We start from the raw sequence: 20,379 nt of genomic DNA on the forward strand, positions 1-20,379 counted from the left end.
AGAAAAAGTCATGAATTATTTAATTGTGGTATCCTATGTGAGCTTATTTATCCTTGGTTTCTCAGATAATCTGAGGGGTCCCCTGTTTCCAGAGATTATTAAATACTTTCATGTTAATGACACCCTAGGAGCTGCCTATTTTGCAGTGACTTCCTTAGTTTCATTTTTTGCAAGTTATTATATTCGAAAACGAAAAGACACCTACTTTTTGCTACAAGTTTTAAATTTGGGTGTTCTTGCTATTGGTGTTTCCTTTTTAATTCAAAGTTTTTCTCAAAATTTTTTGGTCCTTATTCTTGGGGTTTTCTTCTTAGGAATCAGTTTTGGCTTTTTAGGCGTTAGTCAAAACAACTTGGTTATCCAGGGTTCAAAACCCCATAGCCGCTCACGGATGTTGACCGGCTTGCATTCGATGTATGGGATCTCTTCCTTGTTATCCCCCTTGTTTGTTGCCAGTTTTGGCTTTTTAGGATGGAAAAATATTTTGCTCATTTCTTCACTGCTTTCTTTTTTATTTTTCGTGATTGTTTATTATCTTAATTCAAAAAGAAAAAAAATGTTTCGAGAAGGGCAGGCTCAAAATAATAAAGAAATTCATCCTCATTTGCAATGGAAAGAGAAAACCATTTGTTTTGTCATTTCCCTCTATGTGGTTGCTGAAATCATGCTAGGGACACGATTAGCCTTGTTTATGCGTCGCTATTTTGATTCTTCGCTTGAGGAATCCAGTTTTTACGTAACCTTGATGTTTGTTTTTATGATGATAGGACGACTTATCGTTTCATTTTATCCGCCCAAATGGCCTTTAAAAATTCAATTAGTTGGGTCGTTAATTTCTTCGATTTCATTTTTAATCCTGGGTATGTATTTAAATCCCTTTTTTATGGTGCTCTGTGGGTTCACCATGGCTCCGTTTTATCCTCTAGCGCTGTCCTATATTTCAGAACTTAATCCCCAGAAGTCATCAGAAATTGTTTCGACAACTATTGCTATACAAGCCCTATTCGTTGTACTGATGCATCTTGGAGTTGGGAGTATTGCAGATTTAACTAGTTTAAAAATAGCTTTTTGGATAGGACCCATTTGCATGATGGCTTCGTTAATTTTACTTTTTAAAACTAAAAAAGAGGTTTATGAATAATTTTTTTATTATTACAGCTCTTGGTTTCGAGGCTGAAACGGAAAAGGAAATTCACTTTTGGCTCTCCTTACAAAATTGTGAATATAAAACAAAAATTGCCAAAGGGGGCGTTGAGCTTAGCTGTCCTTTGATGGCGGGGTTTGAACTCAACTCCCGCTTAAAACTTGCCACTCGAATTCTATTAAGGTTGGAAGAGTTTCCTGTTTATTTTTTTAATGAATTAGAAAAGAAAATAAAAAAAATCCAATTTAAAAAATATTATCCTGAAGGCGTTCCTATACTCATTAAAGTCGATGCAAAGAAATCAAAACTAGGTCAAGAAAAAAAAATTTTCGAAGTGTTTAAAGAGGTATTTAAAAAGAATAAGGTTTTTGCTAAACCCACAGAAGCTCCGCCAGAGGCTCTCGTTTTGTACGTAGATATTTTTAGGGATATATGCAAGTTAAGTTTTGATAGCTCGGGCGAGCCTCTTTACAAACGATCTTCCACTAAATTAAATTCCGAAGCCCCGATGCGAGAAACCATCGCCCATTGGGGTCTACTTCGCATGCTGGAATTGGCCTCACCCTGGGAAAAACCATTATCCTTTGTCGATCCCTTTTGTGGTTCTGGAACTCTTCTGCTCGAAACCCTTAACTTTTTTGAAACCAATAAACGAGCCTTTGATTTTGAATCCGTGCATCCAAAAATAACAGTTGCCCCCCTCAAAGAACAGCAATTTCCCTTTCTGAACTATCATGCTATTGATGTTTCGGGCGAAGCTTTAGCTATTTGTAAGGCCAACTTAAAAAAATCTCCTCAATTTGAAAAAATTCATTTTTATAACGAGGATTCTTGTAAAATTAAAATGAAAACTCTCAATGGGAGTCAAGTTAGCTGGATTTATTCGAATTTACCCTACGGTAAACGGCTTGAAAATCAAATTCCCAAAAACTTAATTGAAATTCTCTATCAGAATTATCAACCCAAAATTATCGGACTTTTTCACCCAGAAAAATGGACCCATGAGAAAGCCATTAAAACAGAACATCTGAAAATTGAAAATGGAGGTTTGAAATTATATTTTTCAATCCTCCGTTTTTAACCATCAGCCCTTCAGACTTTTTAAACACGCTCCTACTGGCAAGTTGCAGAGGACGTCGATTCACCCGTAATTTTTTTAATTTCTTTGGTTTCCTTTTCAGCAAGAACTTGTGTTAATTTCATGCTTTTAGGGTCACCTTCTTTTGCTGCATCATAAACCGCGCAAATTAAAACTATTTGTATTTTTTTGGGAACAAGGGTCACCGTTTTCTTACCAATGCAAACAGGGGTTTCTGTTGTTTCAATGGTGTTTTTATCCTTAACAGCAAAAGACTGACACTTGTCTTTTTTTAGGCACTCTTGTTTTTCCTTTACTTCTTGTTTTACCGAGTCTTTTACATCAATGGTTTTCTCATAACAAGTTATAGAGTAATCTTGACCATTATCTTTAGCCTCTCCCCGATAGCGTACTTTTAAATCATTTACTTCTTTATCATCTATTTTTTTAGATAGTGGAGGACCAAAAACTTGCGTCGTCTTGAAGACAATTTTTTTCTCGCCATTATCACCCACCGCCAACACAATATCAAAAGAATTAGGATTTCCAAGAAGCAGTCTATCGAGTTCACCTGAGACTTGATATTTAAGTTCCATCTTTAAACTTTTATAATTTTTATCTGTGACCTCTACTTCGCCTTTATCAGATTTAAATTTAAAATTTCCAGTCATATTTTCAGCAACAACCGCAGGAGCTGAAAATGAAATAGGAGTTAAAGATAAGAGAAGACCTAAGATGAGTTTTAGTTTCATACATACCTCGAGTGATTAATTACATAGATTAGGAATTCAATTTACGAGCCAGTATTTTGCTAATGAGCTGTCCTTTTATGATTCCAGGACCAGGGAAAAACAAATTTTGTAGTCGAACTGTCTTTTAAAATGACAGCTCAACGCCTCTCCAGTGCAAGCTATAAGGGCTACTCCATGGAAATTTTGATCATCGACATCAAGTCCAACATAAATTACTTTTTCGCTCATAGACGGCCGTCTATATCTTCTATCTACCGGATTTTATGCCGTAGCTTTTTGTAGTGATTCTATTTTTCTAAACAGCGCATATTCATAAAATGCAAAAAGTCGTCCCGTCTTTTGTACTTGTGTTCCAGTGACTCGCTTTCATTTCGCTGAGAAAAATTTTCACGATATCTTTATCTTCTTGCAAACGAACATCCCCTAAAAATGTATACCACCTTCGGCCGTTCCCAATCATTTTGAGGAAACGTTCGATATTCGAAAGTGACCGTTCCTCCAAAATGAATATCCTCATAAATAGAAAATCCAAAACCGCCGTGATGTTCAAACTGAATTTGCGATGTCAGTTCATTTGATCGATCACGGTACATGAGCACGTGAGCTCGAGTTTCAGGATAATACCAAAACAACAGTGGTAGTTGACCAAAGAGGCCTTGCATAGACCCGGCAACACGGGAATCGTAGGTGACGAGCTGGATAGTTTTACCGGTGTTCTGATCCAAATCGATGATCACCTTCCCTCCTTCGCAAACGTACAATGGTCGCCAATTTGGAGAATTAGCCGAGACGGTGAACGGTACTAGAACTAGACTGAGCGCAATTAAAATTTTTGATGCCTTTGTTGATAAATATTTCATGAGGCTCCTTTTTGTTAAAGAAGATTTTCATCTTCGTTGTTGTTGAGCTCATTTATAATACGTCGCATTACGCTTATCAAGATAAAAGTGTTAAATCGTCACAAAAAAGAGATATATCATTACTTTTTTGTGTAATTACCTAAAAAAACTGGGTAATATAAGGTATGTATAAATTTCAGGGAATTACAAAATGACACCTAAAGGTCAAAAAACACGCATTCGAATCATCACCGAGGCCACGGAACTTTTTTTTACTGAAGGTCTTTATAATGTAACCTTTCAGCAGATCGCCCAGCATACTCGGTTATCAACTGCTGCAATTTATCGTCACTTTAAAGATATGGATGAACTCATCCTAGAAGCCTGTAAGCATTGGCTTGGGCTTTTTAATGCTGAATCAGAACATGAGCTTGAAAGTGTGAAACGGGCAGACACACAAATTAAATTCTATATCCAAGATCACATCGTTTACGCCTCTAAAAATAGATCCCATGATGCGCTACTTTTTGGTCTTTACTATTATTCGATGCGCACTGCCGAAATGCTAAATTTATATCAGCAGATTAAAGAAAGAGCCTTAAATAAAGTTAGGCGTATTATTCTTTTAGGAAATTTAGATAAAAGTTGGAATATTTCCGACGTGCAAGATGTGGCCGAAAATATTCACAGCCTGATTGTTGGCGAAGTGATTAAAACTTTGATTGAGCCAAAGGCCGAAATTCAAATGCACCGAACTGACCGGATCTATGCTGCCGTCTCAAAATTATTAGGATTATAATTAGTTTAAAATAATTTTTTGAAGACGCTCAAGCAATATTTTTTGATCAACGACAAGAATCGAATCGGGAGACTTTAGCGCGGGCATAAATAGATCAATACTTAACTCGCGGGCGCCAAACAAAATCCGATAAGCTCTCGCCGTAACTTTGCTTCCTACATCAATAACAAATACCACCTTGTCCGAAGCTGTAGATCCTGAGATTAAATAATTTTTTATGAGCCACTTAAAAAGCTCGTTACGCACAAACTTTAATTGATTAGGGCTCAAATCAGGATCTATATAATACTTACCCAGTTCAAAAATTTGGTACCCTTGAGAGCGGTAATCATCAAACACTTGTGTTTTAATGCCTTTTACAGCCAGCAAACTTTCGCTTGGCATTTCAAAGGACGATTCTGTCTGAGCTGTATCGATACCCAGCTTTCGGTAATCTGTTCCATCATGTACGCGAAGAAAACCTTTTAAATCATTTTTAGTTTCTTGTTGCATTTGATAGTCATTAAGTTTTTGTGGTTCAGACTTAACTGAAATATAACCCAAACGATGTGAGTTTAAGGCCTCACTAAGGTTTTTCCAGTCTCCTGCGATGACAGCTTTAAGCTCTGCTTCCGTCAATCTCCCTGCATAGCGCTGATGTATAGTCCCAAGGCCCAATTGATACCCGGAGGCCACTTCGTGATAGCGTTTTAAAGCTATCATATCCGATGCAGTTGGTAAAAAGCCATCGCCATCCGGTAACGTGTCTACCATGACGAATTCCCTCTGCGAACCCAATCTTATATTCTTCTCAATGTATAAAACCGAATAGGGCTGTAAATTGTGCGGACTTTGAACACGGCCAGAAACAATCAAAGCCGCTGTTTCATTTTGAGACGAGTACAGTTCAATGCATTTTTGCTGGCCATATGACCAAGAGCTGAACATGCAAAGTGCAATTAGGTGTAGAATTACTTGAGCGATTCGAAGCATACTTATTCATTTTCAATATCCAAGCCACTCGCTTTGGTTCGAAGAAGCAAGTCTAGCTTTTGATCTGTAGAACCAGTATATTTTTTCATTCACTGGAATTTTAATGGAATACTCTTCATCTAACAGATCTGTAACTATAGAAAGTTGAATTGTTTGTTTATCAATAGGCATCTAAAGGTTTCAATTCGCATCCTAATTCTTGAAGAGAATAAACCTTAAACGGACTAGAATAAAAATTTGGATATTTGAAACTGCAGCCCACGGAAAATTTTGAATTTTGGTAATCCGAAAACTTGATTACCAAAACATCATCTCGATTAAAGAATCTGGAGTCAGGACTCAAATTCAGGTTAAAATTAATTCCTAGGAAAGAATGGTTCCAGTTTGTCATTTTCCAATTTTTCCCGGATACTAAGTGAACTAATTCGACACGTCGGTACCCTTTTACTGGCGGATTAGCATTATCTACTAGCGAATAGAGTCTTGTCTCATCAGAGGAGAACCTGCCGATTATTATTCGACTCAAATCAACCCTATATTTGGATTCCAAATCATAAGCCGGTTCCCTTTCTGGACGCGTCGTTGAAGACTTAAGATCAACGGCAGCCATTTGGATTGAAAGAATGAAGCACAATATAAGATCAAAAATATTCATCGATTTTGAAATAGACATTTCCATACCTCATCGGGACTGGTTCACAATTTTAGATATCGTTCTAAAAATCAGGGGTATTATTTGCCGTTATTCAATCAGAACGATCATTCATGATTCTTATAGTGCGAAGAGCATGCCGAGTCTTAAAACGAGTTTGTTTTGAATTAAAAACAAAACCGATGTCTTAGAACTTTACAAAGAGCCGTAAAGTATCGCCGAAATGGATTCTTTATTACACCAGGCAATCGAATGAAAAAGGGCCGGAATTTTTTTTTAATCCTATTTAGGCGCTGATACAGAGCTCTCAATACTACTAAAACTTAAGTTGGTATTTATATTTGACTTGGCCATTTCAACCTGAGTCCCATCAAACTCAGTAAATTCCGAGCTAAAACTAGAAGTCGAGAGTGCTGAACAAGTTGAACTTGTGGTGGTAACGCTTGCAGTAGTAAAACACTTACTTGAATCAAAAACATATCCAATAGAAGTCTGACAGACTCCTGATGAATTTGTCTCTCCAGCCTTTCCTGCAACCAGTAGTTCCGTACCATTTGAAATCATGCGCGTATTGCATCCAAGAGCTGGGAACATCGGTCCTGCGCTGAACCCAGATCCAGCCATTGCCAATTGAAAGGATTTTGTGGTTGGATCACCTTTTACTTTATAAACTGTTGTGCGTGAATAAGAAGGCGAATATTCCATAAAAAGTAAATTTACTGATTTAGAAGTTTTATTATAAGTTGCAAAGTATCCAAATTTATCGGTACCATTTGATTGAAAAAGGATAAGCGCTATATAGTAGTAATTTTCATCCTTTCCCCAGGCAAGGCCACTGCCGACTCCAGATAAATCACCATTAGTTTGGCTGAACTTACTTAGACATGATATCTTTAGATCAATTGAATAGTTAACAGGTGATCCTGTTGATATTGTCCAAGTTGTGGGTGTAGCGCTTACACACTCAGGCTCCTTTTCAAATTGTCCATTTAATTGGGTGATACGAGAATCCAAATCACCTATAGAGGCATTGAGAAAACCTTTCGCACTAGTACCACTAATCCCTGAGTAAGTTGAATTAAAAAAGTTAACAAGAGCCTCTTCCTTTGTTGCAGGAGAAGAAAGAAGGTTAAGTGAAGACGTCGATGTTGTGGAAGGGCTAACTGCTTTTAATGATGTAGAAAGGGTGGGTAGTAGTTCAACTTTAGTGGTAGTGGCTTCCGATTCTTCTTTTTTCTTTGAACATCCAGAAAATGAAAGTGAAAATACTATGAGTAATTTTATAACAATTCTAACCACGTTAGATCCTCCTCTAGAGTGAATTTCAATAAAACCCTCCGCGCATTGGAAGGCAATTTTTCCATTTAGTTAGATTAGGATAAATATCCTTTCATAAATTACAAGATCAATTACTTTTTTTAATGTCAAATTGGCATAAGGTCCGACCTAAAAAGCATTTTGATTTTCCCAATTTTTTTAAATGTTATTCCTTAATCCCGACTTTAGTATCGGGGTTAAACACTTAAGAAAGAAACACCAGAACCGATGAAAAAGTGTGAACACATTGATTGTCTTAACCTTAGCAATTATTTTTATTTTCGGAATAAAAAATGATGCCACTGCGGAAGCAAGTTCCTGGGATAGTTCTTATCCTGAAGTTCAATCGTCGAATCCAATTTTTTCAAAAAAAACATCAGGTCCAGGTTGCTTGGGAATGTTAAGACAATGGTCTTTAGATGAGAAGAAAAATTTATCCTTAGGGTTAGCACCCTCTCAAGTTCGAAACTGTAACTCTTCTATGGACGCAATTCAAAAAATATTTAAAGACTCTAAGGGCTTTGCAAGTTTTATTTTTGAAAAAAATCAAGATCAATTGGGACTTCCGGAGTGGAAGAACTACGAATCTTGCCCATGGAACAAAACCGAGCCCCATGAGCTGGCTTCAAAAATGGTTTATTTTCTAAAAAGATTGAAGGAAGGTCAGCTGTTTCAGTTAAAACAGCTTTCATATTTGAATACAGTACTCGGAGAACCCTCTGGTAATGAATTAGAAAATTCCTCAGATACAATGAAAACGATCGTGTCGCAGTGTTCTCAATCAAAGATAAAAGAAATCGCAAAGGTTTGTTCTAGGATTTCAAAGTGTGATAAAAATCCAAATAAAATAAATCGAGTTGTTGAATTGACCATGAATGTAAATCGAATCATTAAAATATTGTCACTAGTGATTCAAGAAATAGAAAAGGACATTCAAGAAACTAATAATTCTTCAGAGGATTCAAACCAAATAGAAGAACGCATTAAAAAATTGAAATCAAATACTGAAAATATAAAATTAGCGATAAAAACTTTAGAATCCTTAATCCCTTGGACCCAAGGTGAAAAATATAATGAAATTTTGAAAATTAAGTTAGCGCAACCAGGCTCATCAAAAAGCGAATTCCCTTATAGAGAAGCTATCGAGGGTCAGTTCAAGCAAGATCGAAAATTGATTTTGAGTCACATGAATGCTCTTCTGAAAACTGAAGCCTGTGTTCGAGGTGAAAAGTCAAATTTTGAGTGCAGCGATGTGAAACCTTCACAAATTTCAGCACTCACTCCTGAGTTAATACGAGAACCTATTAGTCAGAATGTCGATTTAATGATTATGGAAAATGAATTAGACTCACAACAATGTCGTTTTGACATGAAAATGAGTCAGGAACAACTTTCTGATACTATGAATAGTGTCCTGTTTGATGGTACCATGCTTTCAGCTTCGCTTGTTTTGGGAGGCTCTCCAATTCTCATCAGAATGTTGGCAGCGAAAAACTCTTGGTCGACCCAAAGATTAAATAAGATTTTAAACACCGTGACTAGTTGGCATAAAGCACTAGACTATTCAAGCTTAGCAATCAGTGTTGTCGACGCCATACAGGATTGTTCAAGAAGGAAAAATGTAAACGAAAACCTTAGAGTCGAATTAATTAATAAGGATTGTCCCGTTGGTGATCTTGAGCAGGCATATTTTGCAAATTACAATAATTCTATCTGCGCCGTATCCAGCATTTTGAGTGCCATAGATATTGTAAAACTATTGCTTTCAAAAAAGATTAGAAGAAAAGTAAGTGCTCTTACTAATGACGACATTGATTTTTTGCTCAAATACGCTGTTAAGAAATAGTTGGGCGATTGGGATATTCATTTTTTTACCTATTTGATTTTAATTTTTAAATGCTTCTAGAATGCCATTCAATTCATTGATTTTTTGAACATGAAAATCTGAAGAATCTTCCGCAGATTCACGTTCTGCCATAGAATTAATTAAATGCGCTAATCTCATACCAGCTTTCATAATCTGAGACTTAACTATTTCAGTTGAGGCTTGAACATATTCGGTGGTTATCTTAGCCGAACTTGTGGCTTCAACAACTAAATCAACACCTCGCGAGTCTTTCTGAACTTCGCCATTTATATTTTTAAGAACACGCATACAATAGGTACGATCTGCAGGATTAACTGGCGAAGAATCGATGTAGACTTTTTTATGGAGTGCCTGAGATTCCTTATACCATTCTAATATTGGAGTCCTTTTGATTTCTGTCGTGTTTAATAAACGTTGGTCTTTAAGGATTAAGTCGGCCAGTCCTTTGAAGTCTTTAGCTGTAAAAGTACGATCCTTTTTTTTTGATTTTTGTTGTGTTTGTGAAGAAACAATTCTCTCTACTAAAGTGGTATCCCAAAATGAATGTAAATTTGAAGTGATTATGGAAGTACTGCCATTTTCAACAACAGAATAGTCGATGTGGCACCAATTGCCTCCGTGATCGTAGCCATTTCCCACGTGCAAAGGCTGATGAACATCGCCAACCAAGTGAACCAGATAGCGCATCAGATCTATCTTTTGTCGCCATGAAAATTTTGGAGTATTTAAAATTTTTTCAAAAAGTTTCTCTGGAATTCCACTGATCATGGTATGGGCATCATGATCAGGTCTTAAAGATTCTGGTATTTTGGAATAGTCACCTCCAAAGCGTGGATCCATTTCAATAAAATGAAAATTTGAAAACTCTTTATATTCCGAATCTGGCCGAACTAAATCAGGATAAATTGCAGCCACTGCCAACGATTCAAAACCTAAGATTTCATGCACCAGTTGCTTGCCTTTCTCCGTGAGATTTCGCTGGGCAATTTCGCCGACAGTTTGGTGCCCTAAGGCCCCCCAAGCGAAAGCAAATGAGCTTACAGACATCGTTGCCATGAAAACATAAAACATGGTTATAAAAAATTTATTAGTGTACGGCATTCTCGGATAATAACAGAAATGAAGATTCAGACTCAACTGTAGAGATTTGGACACCCAGGCAAATGTTGTCACCTAGTGAGCCATTTTTCAATAGTTTTAAAATCAACACTTAATTCTTGGGATAAATTTTTTCTTGATAGAATGGAGCCTATTCGATTAACTTTTCAGACCGTGAGAACTCACCTTTAGTTATTTTAACTCGATCTTCGATATTATCCCATTTTAAATATCCTGGATGGTCATCGGCAGAACGATTTAAAAGAAATTTTGAAAAAGTTGTCTTGCCAACCTGGCGAGGCCCCCCAATGAATACCATCTTTTCTTTAAGATCTTTCTTAATCTGCTCCTGCAAGTATCTTTTTAAAGTAGACATGACTCCACTTTACTCGCTATTTAAGTGGAGTCATGTCCATTTTATGTCTCCATTATAAAGCCGTTGCCTGTTGGCCAAAAATGTCACTTTTTTGTCAATAACGAAATAATTGGGTTTCAAAGGGTATCTAGATTGCAAAAGTTAAAGCTATGAGTTCAGTTTTAAGGAATCTGTTTTATATCATGATGAGCTTATTTATGACCTTGCCAATGAGCTTTGCTTCGACTTCTTTAGGAGATGTCGCAGCGACCTCTTCTGTGAGTCAGTTAAAAAAGAATAGCCCCCCTCATTTTTTAAGCAATTTAGAGCTTTCTTTTAGAGGACTTATGAATGAGAATCATTTCTCTAAAGCTAATACTTTTGATTTAACAATTAACTATTTCTTAACCTACAATGTAAATCCCTATATCTTTTTTAAACTCAATCCATTAGCACAAATGCAATCTGGTCATGTTCAAAGTATTGATGCGAATGAGAAGTTAGAAAATAAAATATCTATTTTAAATGCAGCCGTTTACACCACTTGGATGAAAGAAAGTTATTTTGCCCTTGGCATCTTAAACTCATCGCAAACTTATTCTCCCTTGCTGGTATCAGAAAAAGGTTTCTTTTCTACACAGGTTTACCAATCACTCTATTTTGATCTATGGCAATTGAGTGCGCAAATTCAAGCAGCAATTCCCAATTCAGAATCGAGCGTGAGTGATCAGAACCAAAAGGAATCGACTCCTTTTCTCTCTTCGGTAGGTTTTTCTTCAAACTGGCATCGAAGTTCCAAAAACTTTGCCTACTTAGCGCTTAACTATTTTAAATACTCGTCAATTCCCACCAGTATCTCGACAGTGAGTGTAGAATCAGGAAATACAGGTGATACTTTTAAAATCTCAGAAACAGAAAGGTCCTTTAAATATGATTATGAAGGGATCGACAGCCAATTTAAATTTACAAGAGAAGTCTTGAGCAACCTTTACCTTCTTGGTTCTGGGGGTTTTATCGTGAACGAAAAGGCCCCCGATGAAATGAACAAAGCGACCCTCATCGGTGGTGGCCTGGGATACAAAATAGGAAGAAACTTAGAATTAGAAGCGGAATCTAGCTATTACAAAATCGAACCCGATGCCGTGTTAGCCTACTATGCTAACTCAAGGTTTTTTAGAACGAACCACCAAGGCATTGAGCTTAGCACTTCTTTATTGTTGAAAAAAGAAAAATTTAAGATCTCCTTTTATTATAATGACTCCAAATTAGTTTATGAAAATCCAAATCAGTCTGATGAAAAATTGTACTTTATCAAATTCGAGGTCCTGCATGTGGCCATTTAAAATACTCTTCTTAGTTTCCGCTTCTTTATTCTTGACCCATTGCAATCTCCCTGGAACACAAAAAAAAGGTGACTCTGAAACAACTGTTAGCTCTTTTTATGTGGAGTCTTTAAGTGGCGTCTATATTTCTGAATCATTTCTAGAAGAAATTTCGATACCAAAAGAAAGAACCTACACTTTTAAAGCCTGCCTCAAAGATTTGAAAAAAAGTAAGCCGGTGGTGAATCACCCTTTTCGTATTGAAGAAATTAATCAAGAAATTAAAACTGATTCTTCGGGGTGTTTAAATTGGACCGAAGCTATTACCTTTGAATTTTTATCTATGCCTACTTTCCTTAAAATGGATAGGAGCCTGACTTCCAAGGGTCTCCATACGGGAACAGAAGTTGTCAGTTTTGCCATCAATCCTTGGGATATTGAATCTTATAAAGCGATTGTTGATTTATCCAAAAACAAAATGCCCTCGGTTGTTGAAGGAGAGGCTGTTAATGCCAAATTAAAAGGATTAAGTGAAAAAAATCTCTTTGATCTATGGGTTGAGGACGGCAGAATCTTTGTCAATGAAGAAAAATTAGGTGAAAGCGTCCAGTTGAAATATAATTTATCTTTGCAACCCTTTATTAAATATAAAAAAACCTCTGGAGAAAACTCCAATTACAACCTTCAGTATGGAACTTTTAATGGAAAAATAGAGGTGATACTCCGATACCATAACGGCGATTCGGATTCGAACGATTATAAAACGATTGCCTCAAAAAATATTCAGCAAGCTAAAATGGACAAGGGAATTCTCTCTTTTAGCGAGCTAATGGAATACTCTGCTCCCTTGTCTCGGGGTGATTTATTTATCCGCTTAAGCCTAAATACCCTTAAGAAGATCAATAATCTCAACGGCTTTGTCGGAATTTATCCTATTGGTGACTTTAGATCCTTAAGGAATAATCAATTTCTTAAGGTGAGCAATAGCCCTGATGTTATCAATGAAATCAATGCCAAGATTCCTTTATCAACTCCCATCCATCAGGGATCCCACAACGAACCCTTATCCTCCTCCGACAAGGATGCCAGCGCCAAGAATGCATCAAATGATAAGCAAACAGAAGCCGATGGAATCATCACCATGGATGTTTTAAACATTACGCCGCTGAATGCCAGCCAACATCCTGTATTTGAACGAGTTCGTAAATATAAAGTCACAGCCTGTTTTTCGAATAACTTAATTTCTTCGCCAGTCACTTTTCAAAAATTTAAAGTCTATGGATTTAGCACCGATGAAAATAAGCTGGGGGACCTAAAAGAACCAAGCCAAAGCACTCAGAGAGGATGTATCTATTGGACGGATTCTGTGCAATACGATATGTATGAATGTCATCATTTTTTTAAGGGCTATGTTCAAATTGAAAACCCTCATTTTAATTTTAAATTAAAAAGATACTATTATGTCAATCCTTGGGATTGGTACTTAATTGGAACCGATGAAAAAGAAATTGATAACCCCAGCGTATTGGATACCTCTTGCGATAAAAAGAATCCCAAAAAATCTGAAATCATTTTAGATTCGGTTACTTTTACCCATCGAGGACAAACAAATGAAGATAAAATAAATAGTCATTTAGAAATGGAAATTAGCCGCCATTTTAACATGACACTCAACCCTAAAGTTTCTGTACCTAGTGATCTTCAAGAAGACTACAATGCCCACTCCAGCCCCCTTGCTAATGGGTTATACCTGCTAAGAATTGCTGTATTTAGCAATTTAAAGACTTCGGGAAAAGTTGAACTGATTGCCCATAAGGATATTCCTGTCTTCAACAAGTCTGGCGTGATCAATACGAGCTTTGACTACTTCGTAAAAAACAAAAGGCTCCTTTACACAAACAATTCTGTTTTCTTACAATTATTTCCTGTAAAACAAGATTTTTTTATCGCTCGAAATGATTACACCATTGAGCTTAAAGACCCCAATCAAAACCTAGAAGATACCATTGACTTAACTTCCCACCTTTTGAGCCCCGTATACACCCAGGAAATCCCCCTAGAGGACGGTACGAAATCAGCTCTCTTAAAAAGTTTTTCTGGATCAGAGCTTATTAAACATCTAGGGGTTTCCTATAAAGACGAGAATAAAAATTTCAACCTGAATCAATATGTAAAAGATTTCAAAAATAAAAATGCCGAAGAACAGAATAAATTAAAAATCACGAAACCCACTCCCGAACAAGTTGCTAGTTCCAGCGGATTGACTTTATTAACTTCACAAAGCAATCAAGACCTTCGCTTTATACAGGCTCTTTCAACCTCCATGGATAATCAAAAAATTTCTATTGATGAAACTTCAGCACGACAAATTTGTGACTATTGGTTTGATCACTTTTGGAAAGATAAATTTTCTTTAGGAGAAAGTATTTTAAAACTTGCCTGCCAAGATGCCGCCAAAAATAATATCAGATCCTTTTTTGATTTTGAGTATTTATTTATTATTAAAAATATCCGAGAATCAAGATACCTAGGTCCAGGAATCGAAAAAAATATTTCTCTCGCCTCTAGCTTTAGTTATTCAACTACGGTATCCAAATCAGCAACCACAACGGCTTTCCTGGCTGGAAAAGTGAGTGCGAGTGCTGGAATGGGGATTTTAAACGACTCCATCAGAGTCGGAGGTGGCATCGAAGGTGGAGGGCAGTTCTCCGTTGCCACCACCAGTTCAAATTCTACGGATAACAGTACGAGCTTATCGGAATCTACCAGTCTCAAGGTAACCGAAAGTCAGTACAAAATTACTTCTGATGATTATCAAAATTGCATTTCCATAAAACCAAATGTGGCTCTATTTTATAAATCAAATAAAAATTTTCTGTTGAAGCTATGGGATGGGGATCTGGACTATCGAACCTACCTGACCTCATTTTTCAAGTCTGGAATTTCTGAAGATGAAAAAACTAAAATTGCTACTTCTGGAATTTTGGTTTGCCAGGATGAAAAGAAAACTAAACCCGTCACTTTTGTCGAACAATATTTCTGGATTGAGCCAGCCCTCTCCACTAATGAAATGCAAGACGCCAAGGATGAACGGACTCGCATCTTTTCTGTCATGGTCCGGGGCCTTCAAGAATATTCCCGACTATTCTTTTTTCTAACAAACAAATGGACCTATCCAGCCAGCGAAAGCTTAGAAAAAGCTCAAAATGAGAAATTGTTTAATAATTTGCTTTACCTAAACTCTTTTAAATCCTCGACCCCAGGGGTCTATATCTACAGGTCTCAATAAGTTTTCATATTAACATAATCCGCAACGAGTTGCGGATTATGTGTATTTATTTGCAACTAGCTGCGGATTATGTTGGCATGCGTTTTTTACAATATTTTTTCCACCAAATCTAAAACCGATTCAACAGAAATACTTTTCATACATTCATGGGTTCCAAGGGGGCACTCTTTATGCCCGTGGGGACCGCAAGGACGACATTTTAGATTTTCATTTTCCATGACATACACTTCATCTCCCCAAGGCCTGTATCCAAATTCCAACACCGTCGGTCCGAAAAAAGCAATGAGTTTGCGCTGGCAAACAGAAGCTAAATGAGAGGACGCACTGTCATTCCCGATGACCAGATCCGATTGGGAAATAATCAGTGCCGATTCATACACCGTCGTTTTCCCAGAGAGATTAAATACATTTGTTGTTTCCCTCAACTTTAAAAAAATGGAGTCACAAAGTCCTTCTTCTCCTGGAGCTCCCATAAGAAAAACAAAATATTTTTCTTTTAGCTTATTAATTAACAAATGATAGTTTTCTTTACGCCATTTTTTGGTCTCCCAAACACTTCCTGGAAATACGCAAATCCATTTTTTAGTTTTGTCAGGAATTTCTAATTTCTTTTTTAAACTGAAATAGCTAAAACTATCCGCCTTTATCGTTGCTGACAAATCTGAACTCGCCCAGGCTGGAATTTGAGATAATTTTTTTTCATTTTTTAAATAAAATTGATTTCTCTTTAATTCTTGATTAATTTTTTCACCTAATTCTTTAGATAAAGGTGTTAACAATTGAAGCAACCGTAAGGGCTCCGGAAGAAGTTTGTTCCATGTAACCCTGTATTTATAAAAAAAGACATTATACCACTTTCTATACCCAATTTTTATTTTTGATTTGATCTTTAAAGAAAAAAAGAAACTTCTCAGGGATTGATGAGGACATATTAGCAAATCATAATTTTGATTTACTAATATTTTTTCTACCTCTTGGTAGGAACGAGCGTCACCTTTTTTTATTTCATAAAATTTATCTATCAGCTTTGTTTTAAAAAAGAAATCCCCAATATGATTCCGACAAATCAAACTTATTTCTGAGTTGGGATAACGTTTTTTAATATTTAGCAAAAAAGGAATAGAAAGAAGCAAGTCTCCTAAAAATGCGGTGTGAAGAATCAATATTTTCATAGCTTAGATGGATGTACCATAATTATTTAATTGTCTCAAAGTGATAAAAAATTTAATTCAAGTTTTATAACAAACTACAGCCTTCATCAATGTCGCGCTGAGTGAATTCTTAAATAAAGTCCTTCAAATTAATCTGGCTTTGAATCATCTCGATTGGAACGGTTGAATTAAATGAAATCCCCTTTTCCAAAGCTTGAGTAAAATCCGAAATATTGACATGATCAAAACACATTCTTTCATGATCACATGATCTCCTCCAGCATGGAGAGCAAGATAAATAAGTCTTTATTTTAGAACCCTTTTGAAAGAGGTCAATTTCATGATCACAGGTTGGACCGAACCATGCAATGGTGTACTTGCTAAGAGCAATCGCCAAGTGCATCCCCAAAGAATCTCCAGAAATAACGATATCACAAGCTTGCACGCTGAGGATCCCATCTCTTAATCCCTTTGTTGATTCCGAAATAATGACATTCTTAGTTTGCGACAGCAACCGTAGCTTTTCATTTCTTTCTGTATCTTCAGCTCCTCCAAGAAGAACTACTTGAACTTCGCTTCTTTCGAAATTTTCCTCGATGGCTCTAATTAATTCCACGTGCTTTTCAACTGAAAGCTTTTTATAAGGAATTGTAGGGCTACAGCCCGTGTTGATACCAACGATTATTTTTTTATTGTTTTTCAGCTTCCAAGAAGATTTTCTTGCCTTCGCTATTTCCAATTCTTCTTCTGTCAGGTGCAGCCAATAGGGTTCTTGTTGATATTCAAAGCCCAATGATTCAAAAACAAGCTGCAACTCTGTTTTTTTATTTTCAAAAAACTTTTTATGGTTTGAAATTCCTATTTCCCAAATCTCTTGCGCTTCTGCATCCATGGGCAAGATCGCACCATTCAGTGGATTTGCCTTATATCCATGAATTCTTTTGGCATTTAATTGAGCAACGACGCCTGTCGCCTCCAGGGATTTATCAATGACGTAAATGTCATCGAAAATGTAACTTTGGAGTTTTAAAAAATTTATAAAGTTTAAACTGAGCAAACTATCAATCGCTGGATGCCCTTGCAAGATAGGCAATACCGCCTCTGAGGTTAACCATATCAGATAGGAATCAGGTTCCTGTTTTTTTAGTTTTCTTAATAAAGCGGAGGATCTTACAACGCTTCCCAAGGCCCCTAAATGAACGATGAGAATATTTTTATTAATAATATTTTTTTCAGAACAAGAGTCGTCACAACGAGATATTTCATTATTTGAGTTTTTGGTACTTTGGGATCTTTTTCCGCAGGGTTTATAGCCATTAAAAAAACGACAATTTATCAACGCCATGAAGACATTGTATAAGCCGATTTTTAATTACCAAAATACTTTCTCATAACTTGGACCATGGACTCAGCAACTAGCCTCGACTTCAGCTGGAAATCAAGGCCTTGGCCTGCGTAAAGGATGGCTCTTGATGAATTAATCACCAAACCTCGCTGCTTCGAATTTAACCCCTGACTCAGAACCTGCTCGAGGTCTCCCCCTTGGGTTCCCACTCCAGGAACTAAAAATGGGACCTCGTCACTGAGCGCCCTTATTTTTCCCAATACTTGAGGAGCCGTGGCACCCATAACAAGACCTAAATTATGATTTTCATTCCACTCGGTGACCGCTTTTTCAGCGACCCAATGATATAACGGCTTTCCATCCATAATCCTATTTTGAAAATCTTCACTACTTTTGTTAGAGGTTTTACACAAAACAAAGACCCCTTTATCGTGAAATTGTAAAAAAGGACGTATCGTATCACTTCCCATATAAGGGTTTACGGTCACCGCATCCGCTTGATACCTCACAAAACTTTCTTTAGCATAGTGAGTGGCCGTGGCATCAATATCACCGCGTTTGGAATCGAGAATCACTTGGATGTCTTTATAATTTTCTTTTATATAATTAATAGTCATTTCTAACTGATCTTCTGCACCCTGTGAAGCATAGTAGGCAATTTGTGGTTTATAGGCACAAACCAAATCCTGGGTGGCATCAATAATCTCTTTATTAAAAGTAAAGAGCGCCTGTTTTTTCACTCTTAAAAAGGGAGGAATTTTTTCCAAATCAGTATCTAATCCAAGACACAAATAAGTTCTGTTTTTTTCAACAACTTTTTCTAAGTTTTTATAAAACAACATCGACCACTTCCTTCTTTACAAAGACTGTAGAATAAAGTCTAATTTTATTCAAATGTCATTTCATCCTAACACGTCTTTAAAACAAATAGTTATCATTTGCGGCTTTGGTCATATTGGCAAAAGTGTTTTAGATTTGTTGAAGCAATTTCATTTTGATATTTACGTTGTGACTATCACACCTATTGATCCCGATTTTATGAACGAGCATTCGAAAAATGTAAAATTCATTCTGGGGGATGCTCGAAATGATGAGACTTTAAAGAAAGCCTGTGTTCAAGACGCCTTTGCCATCTTTGCTTTAACAGACAAAGACTTAGTTAATCTATCCATAGCCATCGATGCCAAAAAACTAAACGATAAAATTCATATCGCGATACGAATGTTTGATTACGAGTTAGGCGAAAGTTTAAAAAAAGATTTAGGAATTCAAGAAATATTTTCGGCCACTCACTTAGCTGCCCCACACTTTATTCCAAATTCATACCCTCTACCTCGATTAGGCGAATTAGAGTTAAATGAGAAGACCTATTCGATCCTCCATGATTCTGGGAAATTAGTCTTCCAAGAAAATATCAAGACCCGCTCACCCCATTCATGGCTAAATCTTTTTACTTTTTTTCACTACAGAACGACTTTTTCTTTTAAATTGATTTGGCTATTTTTTGTCTTCGTCTTATTTTTTAGCACCTACTTAATTCACCAAAAAATGAATCTCAATCTATTAGATGCTTTCTATTTTACTGTGACCACCATCACCACCGTTGGCTATGGGGACTATAGCTTTGCGAAGGCCTCGAACTGGATGAAACTCTATGGCGTCTTTATGATGTTTTTTGGGACAGCCTTGCTTGCCTCTGTTTTTAGTTTGATCACAGATTTTATTCTTACTGAAAAATTTAAGAATATTTTTGGTTTTTATGTTATTCCAAAGAAAATGCACCATGTCCTTATTGGTGCGGGTAATATTGGAACACGGATTGCTGAGATTTTAATTAAAAACGCAGAGCCCACTGTTGTTATCGAAAGTGATAAAACAGGTAAATTTTCGGAAGACATACGAAGGCAATTGGCCGTTGTCGAAGGGAATCCCAAAAACTTTGAAACCTTACTTCAAGCCAATGTTCAAAAAGCCAAATCAATTATTTGTGTTACTGATAATGATGTGGACAATCTCAGCATCATTCAAAAATCAAAATCAATGAATTCCCAAATACTGACAGAGGTCAGTATCTTCGATAAGGAAATGGCTATTAAATTAAAGAACTCTTTAAATGAGGACTCCATTATTTCATCCCCTTTAATTGCAGCTAATTACTTTGTTGCCTCTTTATTATTTGAGGGTGTTTTATTCGCCTCTACGTTTGAAAATTCAAACAAAAATTCAAATAATCATTCATTTATTATAATCTGCGATAAAGCCAAATTAAAAGAAAAGGTCCAATCAAATACCGGTCTTCTGAGCAAACGTTCCGATCTCAAACTCAATAATAGAGACCTCCTTGTTATTGAGATCCCGATTGAGATCCCATTACCGTGACGTCTCCTATTCTAGGCCAT

The 20,379-nt window shown here is 36.5% G+C and carries 19 protein-coding genes; 7 read left to right on the forward strand and 12 right to left on the reverse strand.

The genetic code is table 11. The features are described 5' to 3' along the window. The first annotated feature begins 10 nt into the window (after window positions 1-10). Both J0M15_05600 and J0M15_05605 read left to right on the forward strand, forming a co-directional pair. Window positions 11-1,141 (forward strand): MFS transporter, encoded by a 1,131-nt coding sequence (locus tag J0M15_05600; protein ID MBN8536506.1) that lies wholly within the window; start codon window positions 11-13, stop codon window positions 1,139-1,141. After that, a complete protein-coding gene (locus J0M15_05605) occupies window positions 1,134-2,225 on the forward strand; it encodes a hypothetical protein (GenBank protein ID MBN8536507.1) in 1,092 nt (363 codons plus the stop codon). The genes J0M15_05600 and J0M15_05605 overlap by 8 nt, the downstream gene beginning before the upstream one ends. A 32-nt stretch (window positions 2,226-2,257) precedes the next feature. Here the strand turns inward: J0M15_05605 and J0M15_05610 are convergent, their stop codons facing one another. The 3 genes from J0M15_05610 to J0M15_05620 all read right to left on the reverse strand — a co-directional run bounded on the left by J0M15_05610 (window position 2,258) and on the right by J0M15_05620 (window position 3,834). Continuing rightward, window positions 2,258-2,974 carry a hypothetical protein gene (locus J0M15_05610; protein MBN8536508.1) on the reverse strand — a complete coding sequence of 239 codons (717 nt, stop codon included), beginning with the start codon at window positions 2,972-2,974 and terminating at the stop codon, window positions 2,258-2,260. A 75-nt stretch (window positions 2,975-3,049) separates the two neighbouring features. Next, complete coding sequence (locus J0M15_05615) at window positions 3,050-3,202, reverse strand: hypothetical protein (protein MBN8536509.1); 153 nt, start codon at window positions 3,200-3,202, stop codon at window positions 3,050-3,052. A 170-nt stretch (window positions 3,203-3,372) separates the two neighbouring features. Next, entirely contained in the window at window positions 3,373-3,834 is a 462-nt protein-coding gene (locus tag J0M15_05620; GenBank protein ID MBN8536510.1) for a hypothetical protein, read from the reverse strand. A 190-nt stretch (window positions 3,835-4,024) separates the two neighbouring features. Here J0M15_05620 and J0M15_05625 point away from each other — a divergent pair, with 190 nt between their 5' ends. Then, window positions 4,025-4,612, forward strand: a complete 588-nt coding sequence (locus J0M15_05625) for a TetR/AcrR family transcriptional regulator (protein MBN8536511.1) — start codon at window positions 4,025-4,027, stop codon at window positions 4,610-4,612. On the opposite strand, the gene J0M15_05630 is transcribed toward J0M15_05625, so the two are convergent. The 4 genes from J0M15_05630 to J0M15_05645 all read right to left on the reverse strand — a co-directional run bounded on the left by J0M15_05630 (window position 4,613) and on the right by J0M15_05645 (window position 7,535). Then, window positions 4,613-5,365 (reverse strand): hypothetical protein, encoded by a 753-nt coding sequence (locus J0M15_05630; protein MBN8536512.1) that lies wholly within the window; start codon window positions 5,363-5,365, stop codon window positions 4,613-4,615. Between the two features lie 231 nt (window positions 5,366-5,596). Further along, window positions 5,597-5,755 carry a hypothetical protein gene (locus J0M15_05635; GenBank protein ID MBN8536513.1) on the reverse strand — a complete coding sequence of 53 codons (159 nt, stop codon included), beginning with the start codon at window positions 5,753-5,755 and terminating at the stop codon, window positions 5,597-5,599. Beyond that, window positions 5,745-6,257, reverse strand: coding sequence for a hypothetical protein (locus tag J0M15_05640; protein MBN8536514.1), 513 nt, complete (start codon window positions 6,255-6,257; stop codon window positions 5,745-5,747). Before J0M15_05640 ends, J0M15_05635 begins: the two co-directional genes overlap by 11 nt. A gap of 261 nt (window positions 6,258-6,518) precedes the next feature. Then, window positions 6,519-7,535 carry a hypothetical protein gene (locus tag J0M15_05645; GenBank protein MBN8536515.1) on the reverse strand — a complete coding sequence of 339 codons (1,017 nt, stop codon included), beginning with the start codon at window positions 7,533-7,535 and terminating at the stop codon, window positions 6,519-6,521. A gap of 256 nt (window positions 7,536-7,791) precedes the next feature. On the opposite strand from J0M15_05645, the gene J0M15_05650 reads away from it, so the two are divergent. Further along, entirely contained in the window at window positions 7,792-9,399 is a 1,608-nt protein-coding gene (locus tag J0M15_05650) for a hypothetical protein (protein ID MBN8536516.1), read from the forward strand. A gap of 39 nt (window positions 9,400-9,438) precedes the next feature. Here the strand turns inward: J0M15_05650 and J0M15_05655 are convergent, their stop codons facing one another. Both J0M15_05655 and J0M15_05660 read right to left on the reverse strand, forming a co-directional pair. Next, complete coding sequence (locus J0M15_05655) at window positions 9,439-10,521, reverse strand: S1/P1 nuclease (GenBank protein ID MBN8536517.1); 1,083 nt, start codon at window positions 10,519-10,521, stop codon at window positions 9,439-9,441. 148 nt (window positions 10,522-10,669) lie between these two features. After that, a complete protein-coding gene (locus J0M15_05660) occupies window positions 10,670-10,894 on the reverse strand; it encodes a hypothetical protein (protein ID MBN8536518.1) in 225 nt (74 codons plus the stop codon). A gap of 149 nt (window positions 10,895-11,043) precedes the next feature. Between J0M15_05660 and J0M15_05665 the strand changes: the two genes are divergently transcribed. Together J0M15_05665 and J0M15_05670 are read left to right on the forward strand one after the other, a co-directional pair. Continuing rightward, a complete protein-coding gene (locus J0M15_05665) occupies window positions 11,044-12,216 on the forward strand; it encodes a hypothetical protein (protein MBN8536519.1) in 1,173 nt (390 codons plus the stop codon). Continuing rightward, window positions 12,203-15,484 (forward strand): hypothetical protein, encoded by a 3,282-nt coding sequence (locus J0M15_05670; protein MBN8536520.1) that lies wholly within the window; start codon window positions 12,203-12,205, stop codon window positions 15,482-15,484. Before J0M15_05665 ends, J0M15_05670 begins: the two co-directional genes overlap by 14 nt. Window positions 15,485-15,570: 86 nt before the next feature. On the opposite strand, the gene J0M15_05675 is transcribed toward J0M15_05670, so the two are convergent. The 3 genes from J0M15_05675 to pyrF form a co-directional block, all read right to left on the reverse strand. Beyond that, entirely contained in the window at window positions 15,571-16,656 is a 1,086-nt protein-coding gene (locus J0M15_05675; GenBank protein MBN8536521.1) for a glycosyltransferase family 9 protein, read from the reverse strand. Between the two features lie 109 nt (window positions 16,657-16,765). Further along, window positions 16,766-17,974: a glycosyltransferase family 9 protein gene (locus tag J0M15_05680; GenBank protein ID MBN8536522.1), complete on the reverse strand. Its 1,209-nt coding sequence runs from the start codon at window positions 17,972-17,974 to the stop codon at window positions 16,766-16,768. 29 nt (window positions 17,975-18,003) lie between these two features. Beyond that, window positions 18,004-18,822, reverse strand: coding sequence for an orotidine-5'-phosphate decarboxylase (gene pyrF / locus J0M15_05685; GenBank protein MBN8536523.1), 819 nt, complete (start codon window positions 18,820-18,822; stop codon window positions 18,004-18,006). Between the two features lie 52 nt (window positions 18,823-18,874). Here pyrF and J0M15_05690 point away from each other — a divergent pair, with 52 nt between their 5' ends. Next, complete coding sequence (locus tag J0M15_05690; protein ID MBN8536524.1) at window positions 18,875-20,359, forward strand: NAD-binding protein; 1,485 nt, start codon at window positions 18,875-18,877, stop codon at window positions 20,357-20,359. Window positions 20,360-20,379: the final 20 nt, after the last annotated feature.

The sequence above is a fragment of the Deltaproteobacteria bacterium genome (genome assembly GCA_017302835.1).
GTDB lineage: Bacteria > Bdellovibrionota > Bdellovibrionia > Bdellovibrionales > Bdellovibrionaceae > UBA2316.

Excerpts from the sequence above, each read along its gene's own strand:
- J0M15_05635 (MBN8536513.1), bottom strand. The coding sequence starts at position 5,755 with ATGCCTATTGATAAACAAACAATTCAACTTTCTATAGTTACAGATCTG.
- J0M15_05660 (MBN8536518.1), bottom strand. The coding sequence starts at position 10,894 with ATGTCTACTTTAAAAAGATACTTGCAGGAGCAGATTAAGAAAGATCTT.
- J0M15_05615 (MBN8536509.1), bottom strand. The coding sequence starts at position 3,202 with ATGAGCGAAAAAGTAATTTATGTTGGACTTGATGTCGATGATCAAAAT.
- J0M15_05665 (MBN8536519.1), top strand. The coding sequence starts at position 11,044 with ATGAGTTCAGTTTTAAGGAATCTGTTTTATATCATGATGAGCTTATTT.
- J0M15_05690 (MBN8536524.1), top strand. The coding sequence starts at position 18,875 with ATGTCATTTCATCCTAACACGTCTTTAAAACAAATAGTTATCATTTGC.
- J0M15_05625 (MBN8536511.1), top strand. The coding sequence starts at position 4,025 with ATGACACCTAAAGGTCAAAAAACACGCATTCGAATCATCACCGAGGCC.
- J0M15_05630 (MBN8536512.1), bottom strand. The coding sequence starts at position 5,365 with ATGGTAGACACGTTACCGGATGGCGATGGCTTTTTACCAACTGCATCG.
- J0M15_05670 (MBN8536520.1), top strand. The coding sequence starts at position 12,203 with ATGTGGCCATTTAAAATACTCTTCTTAGTTTCCGCTTCTTTATTCTTG.
- J0M15_05610 (MBN8536508.1), bottom strand. The coding sequence starts at position 2,974 with ATGAAACTAAAACTCATCTTAGGTCTTCTCTTATCTTTAACTCCTATT.
- J0M15_05640 (MBN8536514.1), bottom strand. The coding sequence starts at position 6,257 with ATGTCTATTTCAAAATCGATGAATATTTTTGATCTTATATTGTGCTTC.
- J0M15_05600 (MBN8536506.1), top strand. The coding sequence starts at position 11 with ATGAATTATTTAATTGTGGTATCCTATGTGAGCTTATTTATCCTTGGT.
- J0M15_05620 (MBN8536510.1), bottom strand. The coding sequence starts at position 3,834 with ATGAAATATTTATCAACAAAGGCATCAAAAATTTTAATTGCGCTCAGT.
- pyrF (MBN8536523.1), bottom strand. The coding sequence starts at position 18,822 with ATGTTGTTTTATAAAAACTTAGAAAAAGTTGTTGAAAAAAACAGAACT.
- J0M15_05605 (MBN8536507.1), top strand. The coding sequence starts at position 1,134 with ATGAATAATTTTTTTATTATTACAGCTCTTGGTTTCGAGGCTGAAACG.
- J0M15_05675 (MBN8536521.1), bottom strand. The coding sequence starts at position 16,656 with ATGAAAATATTGATTCTTCACACCGCATTTTTAGGAGACTTGCTTCTT.
- J0M15_05655 (MBN8536517.1), bottom strand. The coding sequence starts at position 10,521 with ATGCCGTACACTAATAAATTTTTTATAACCATGTTTTATGTTTTCATG.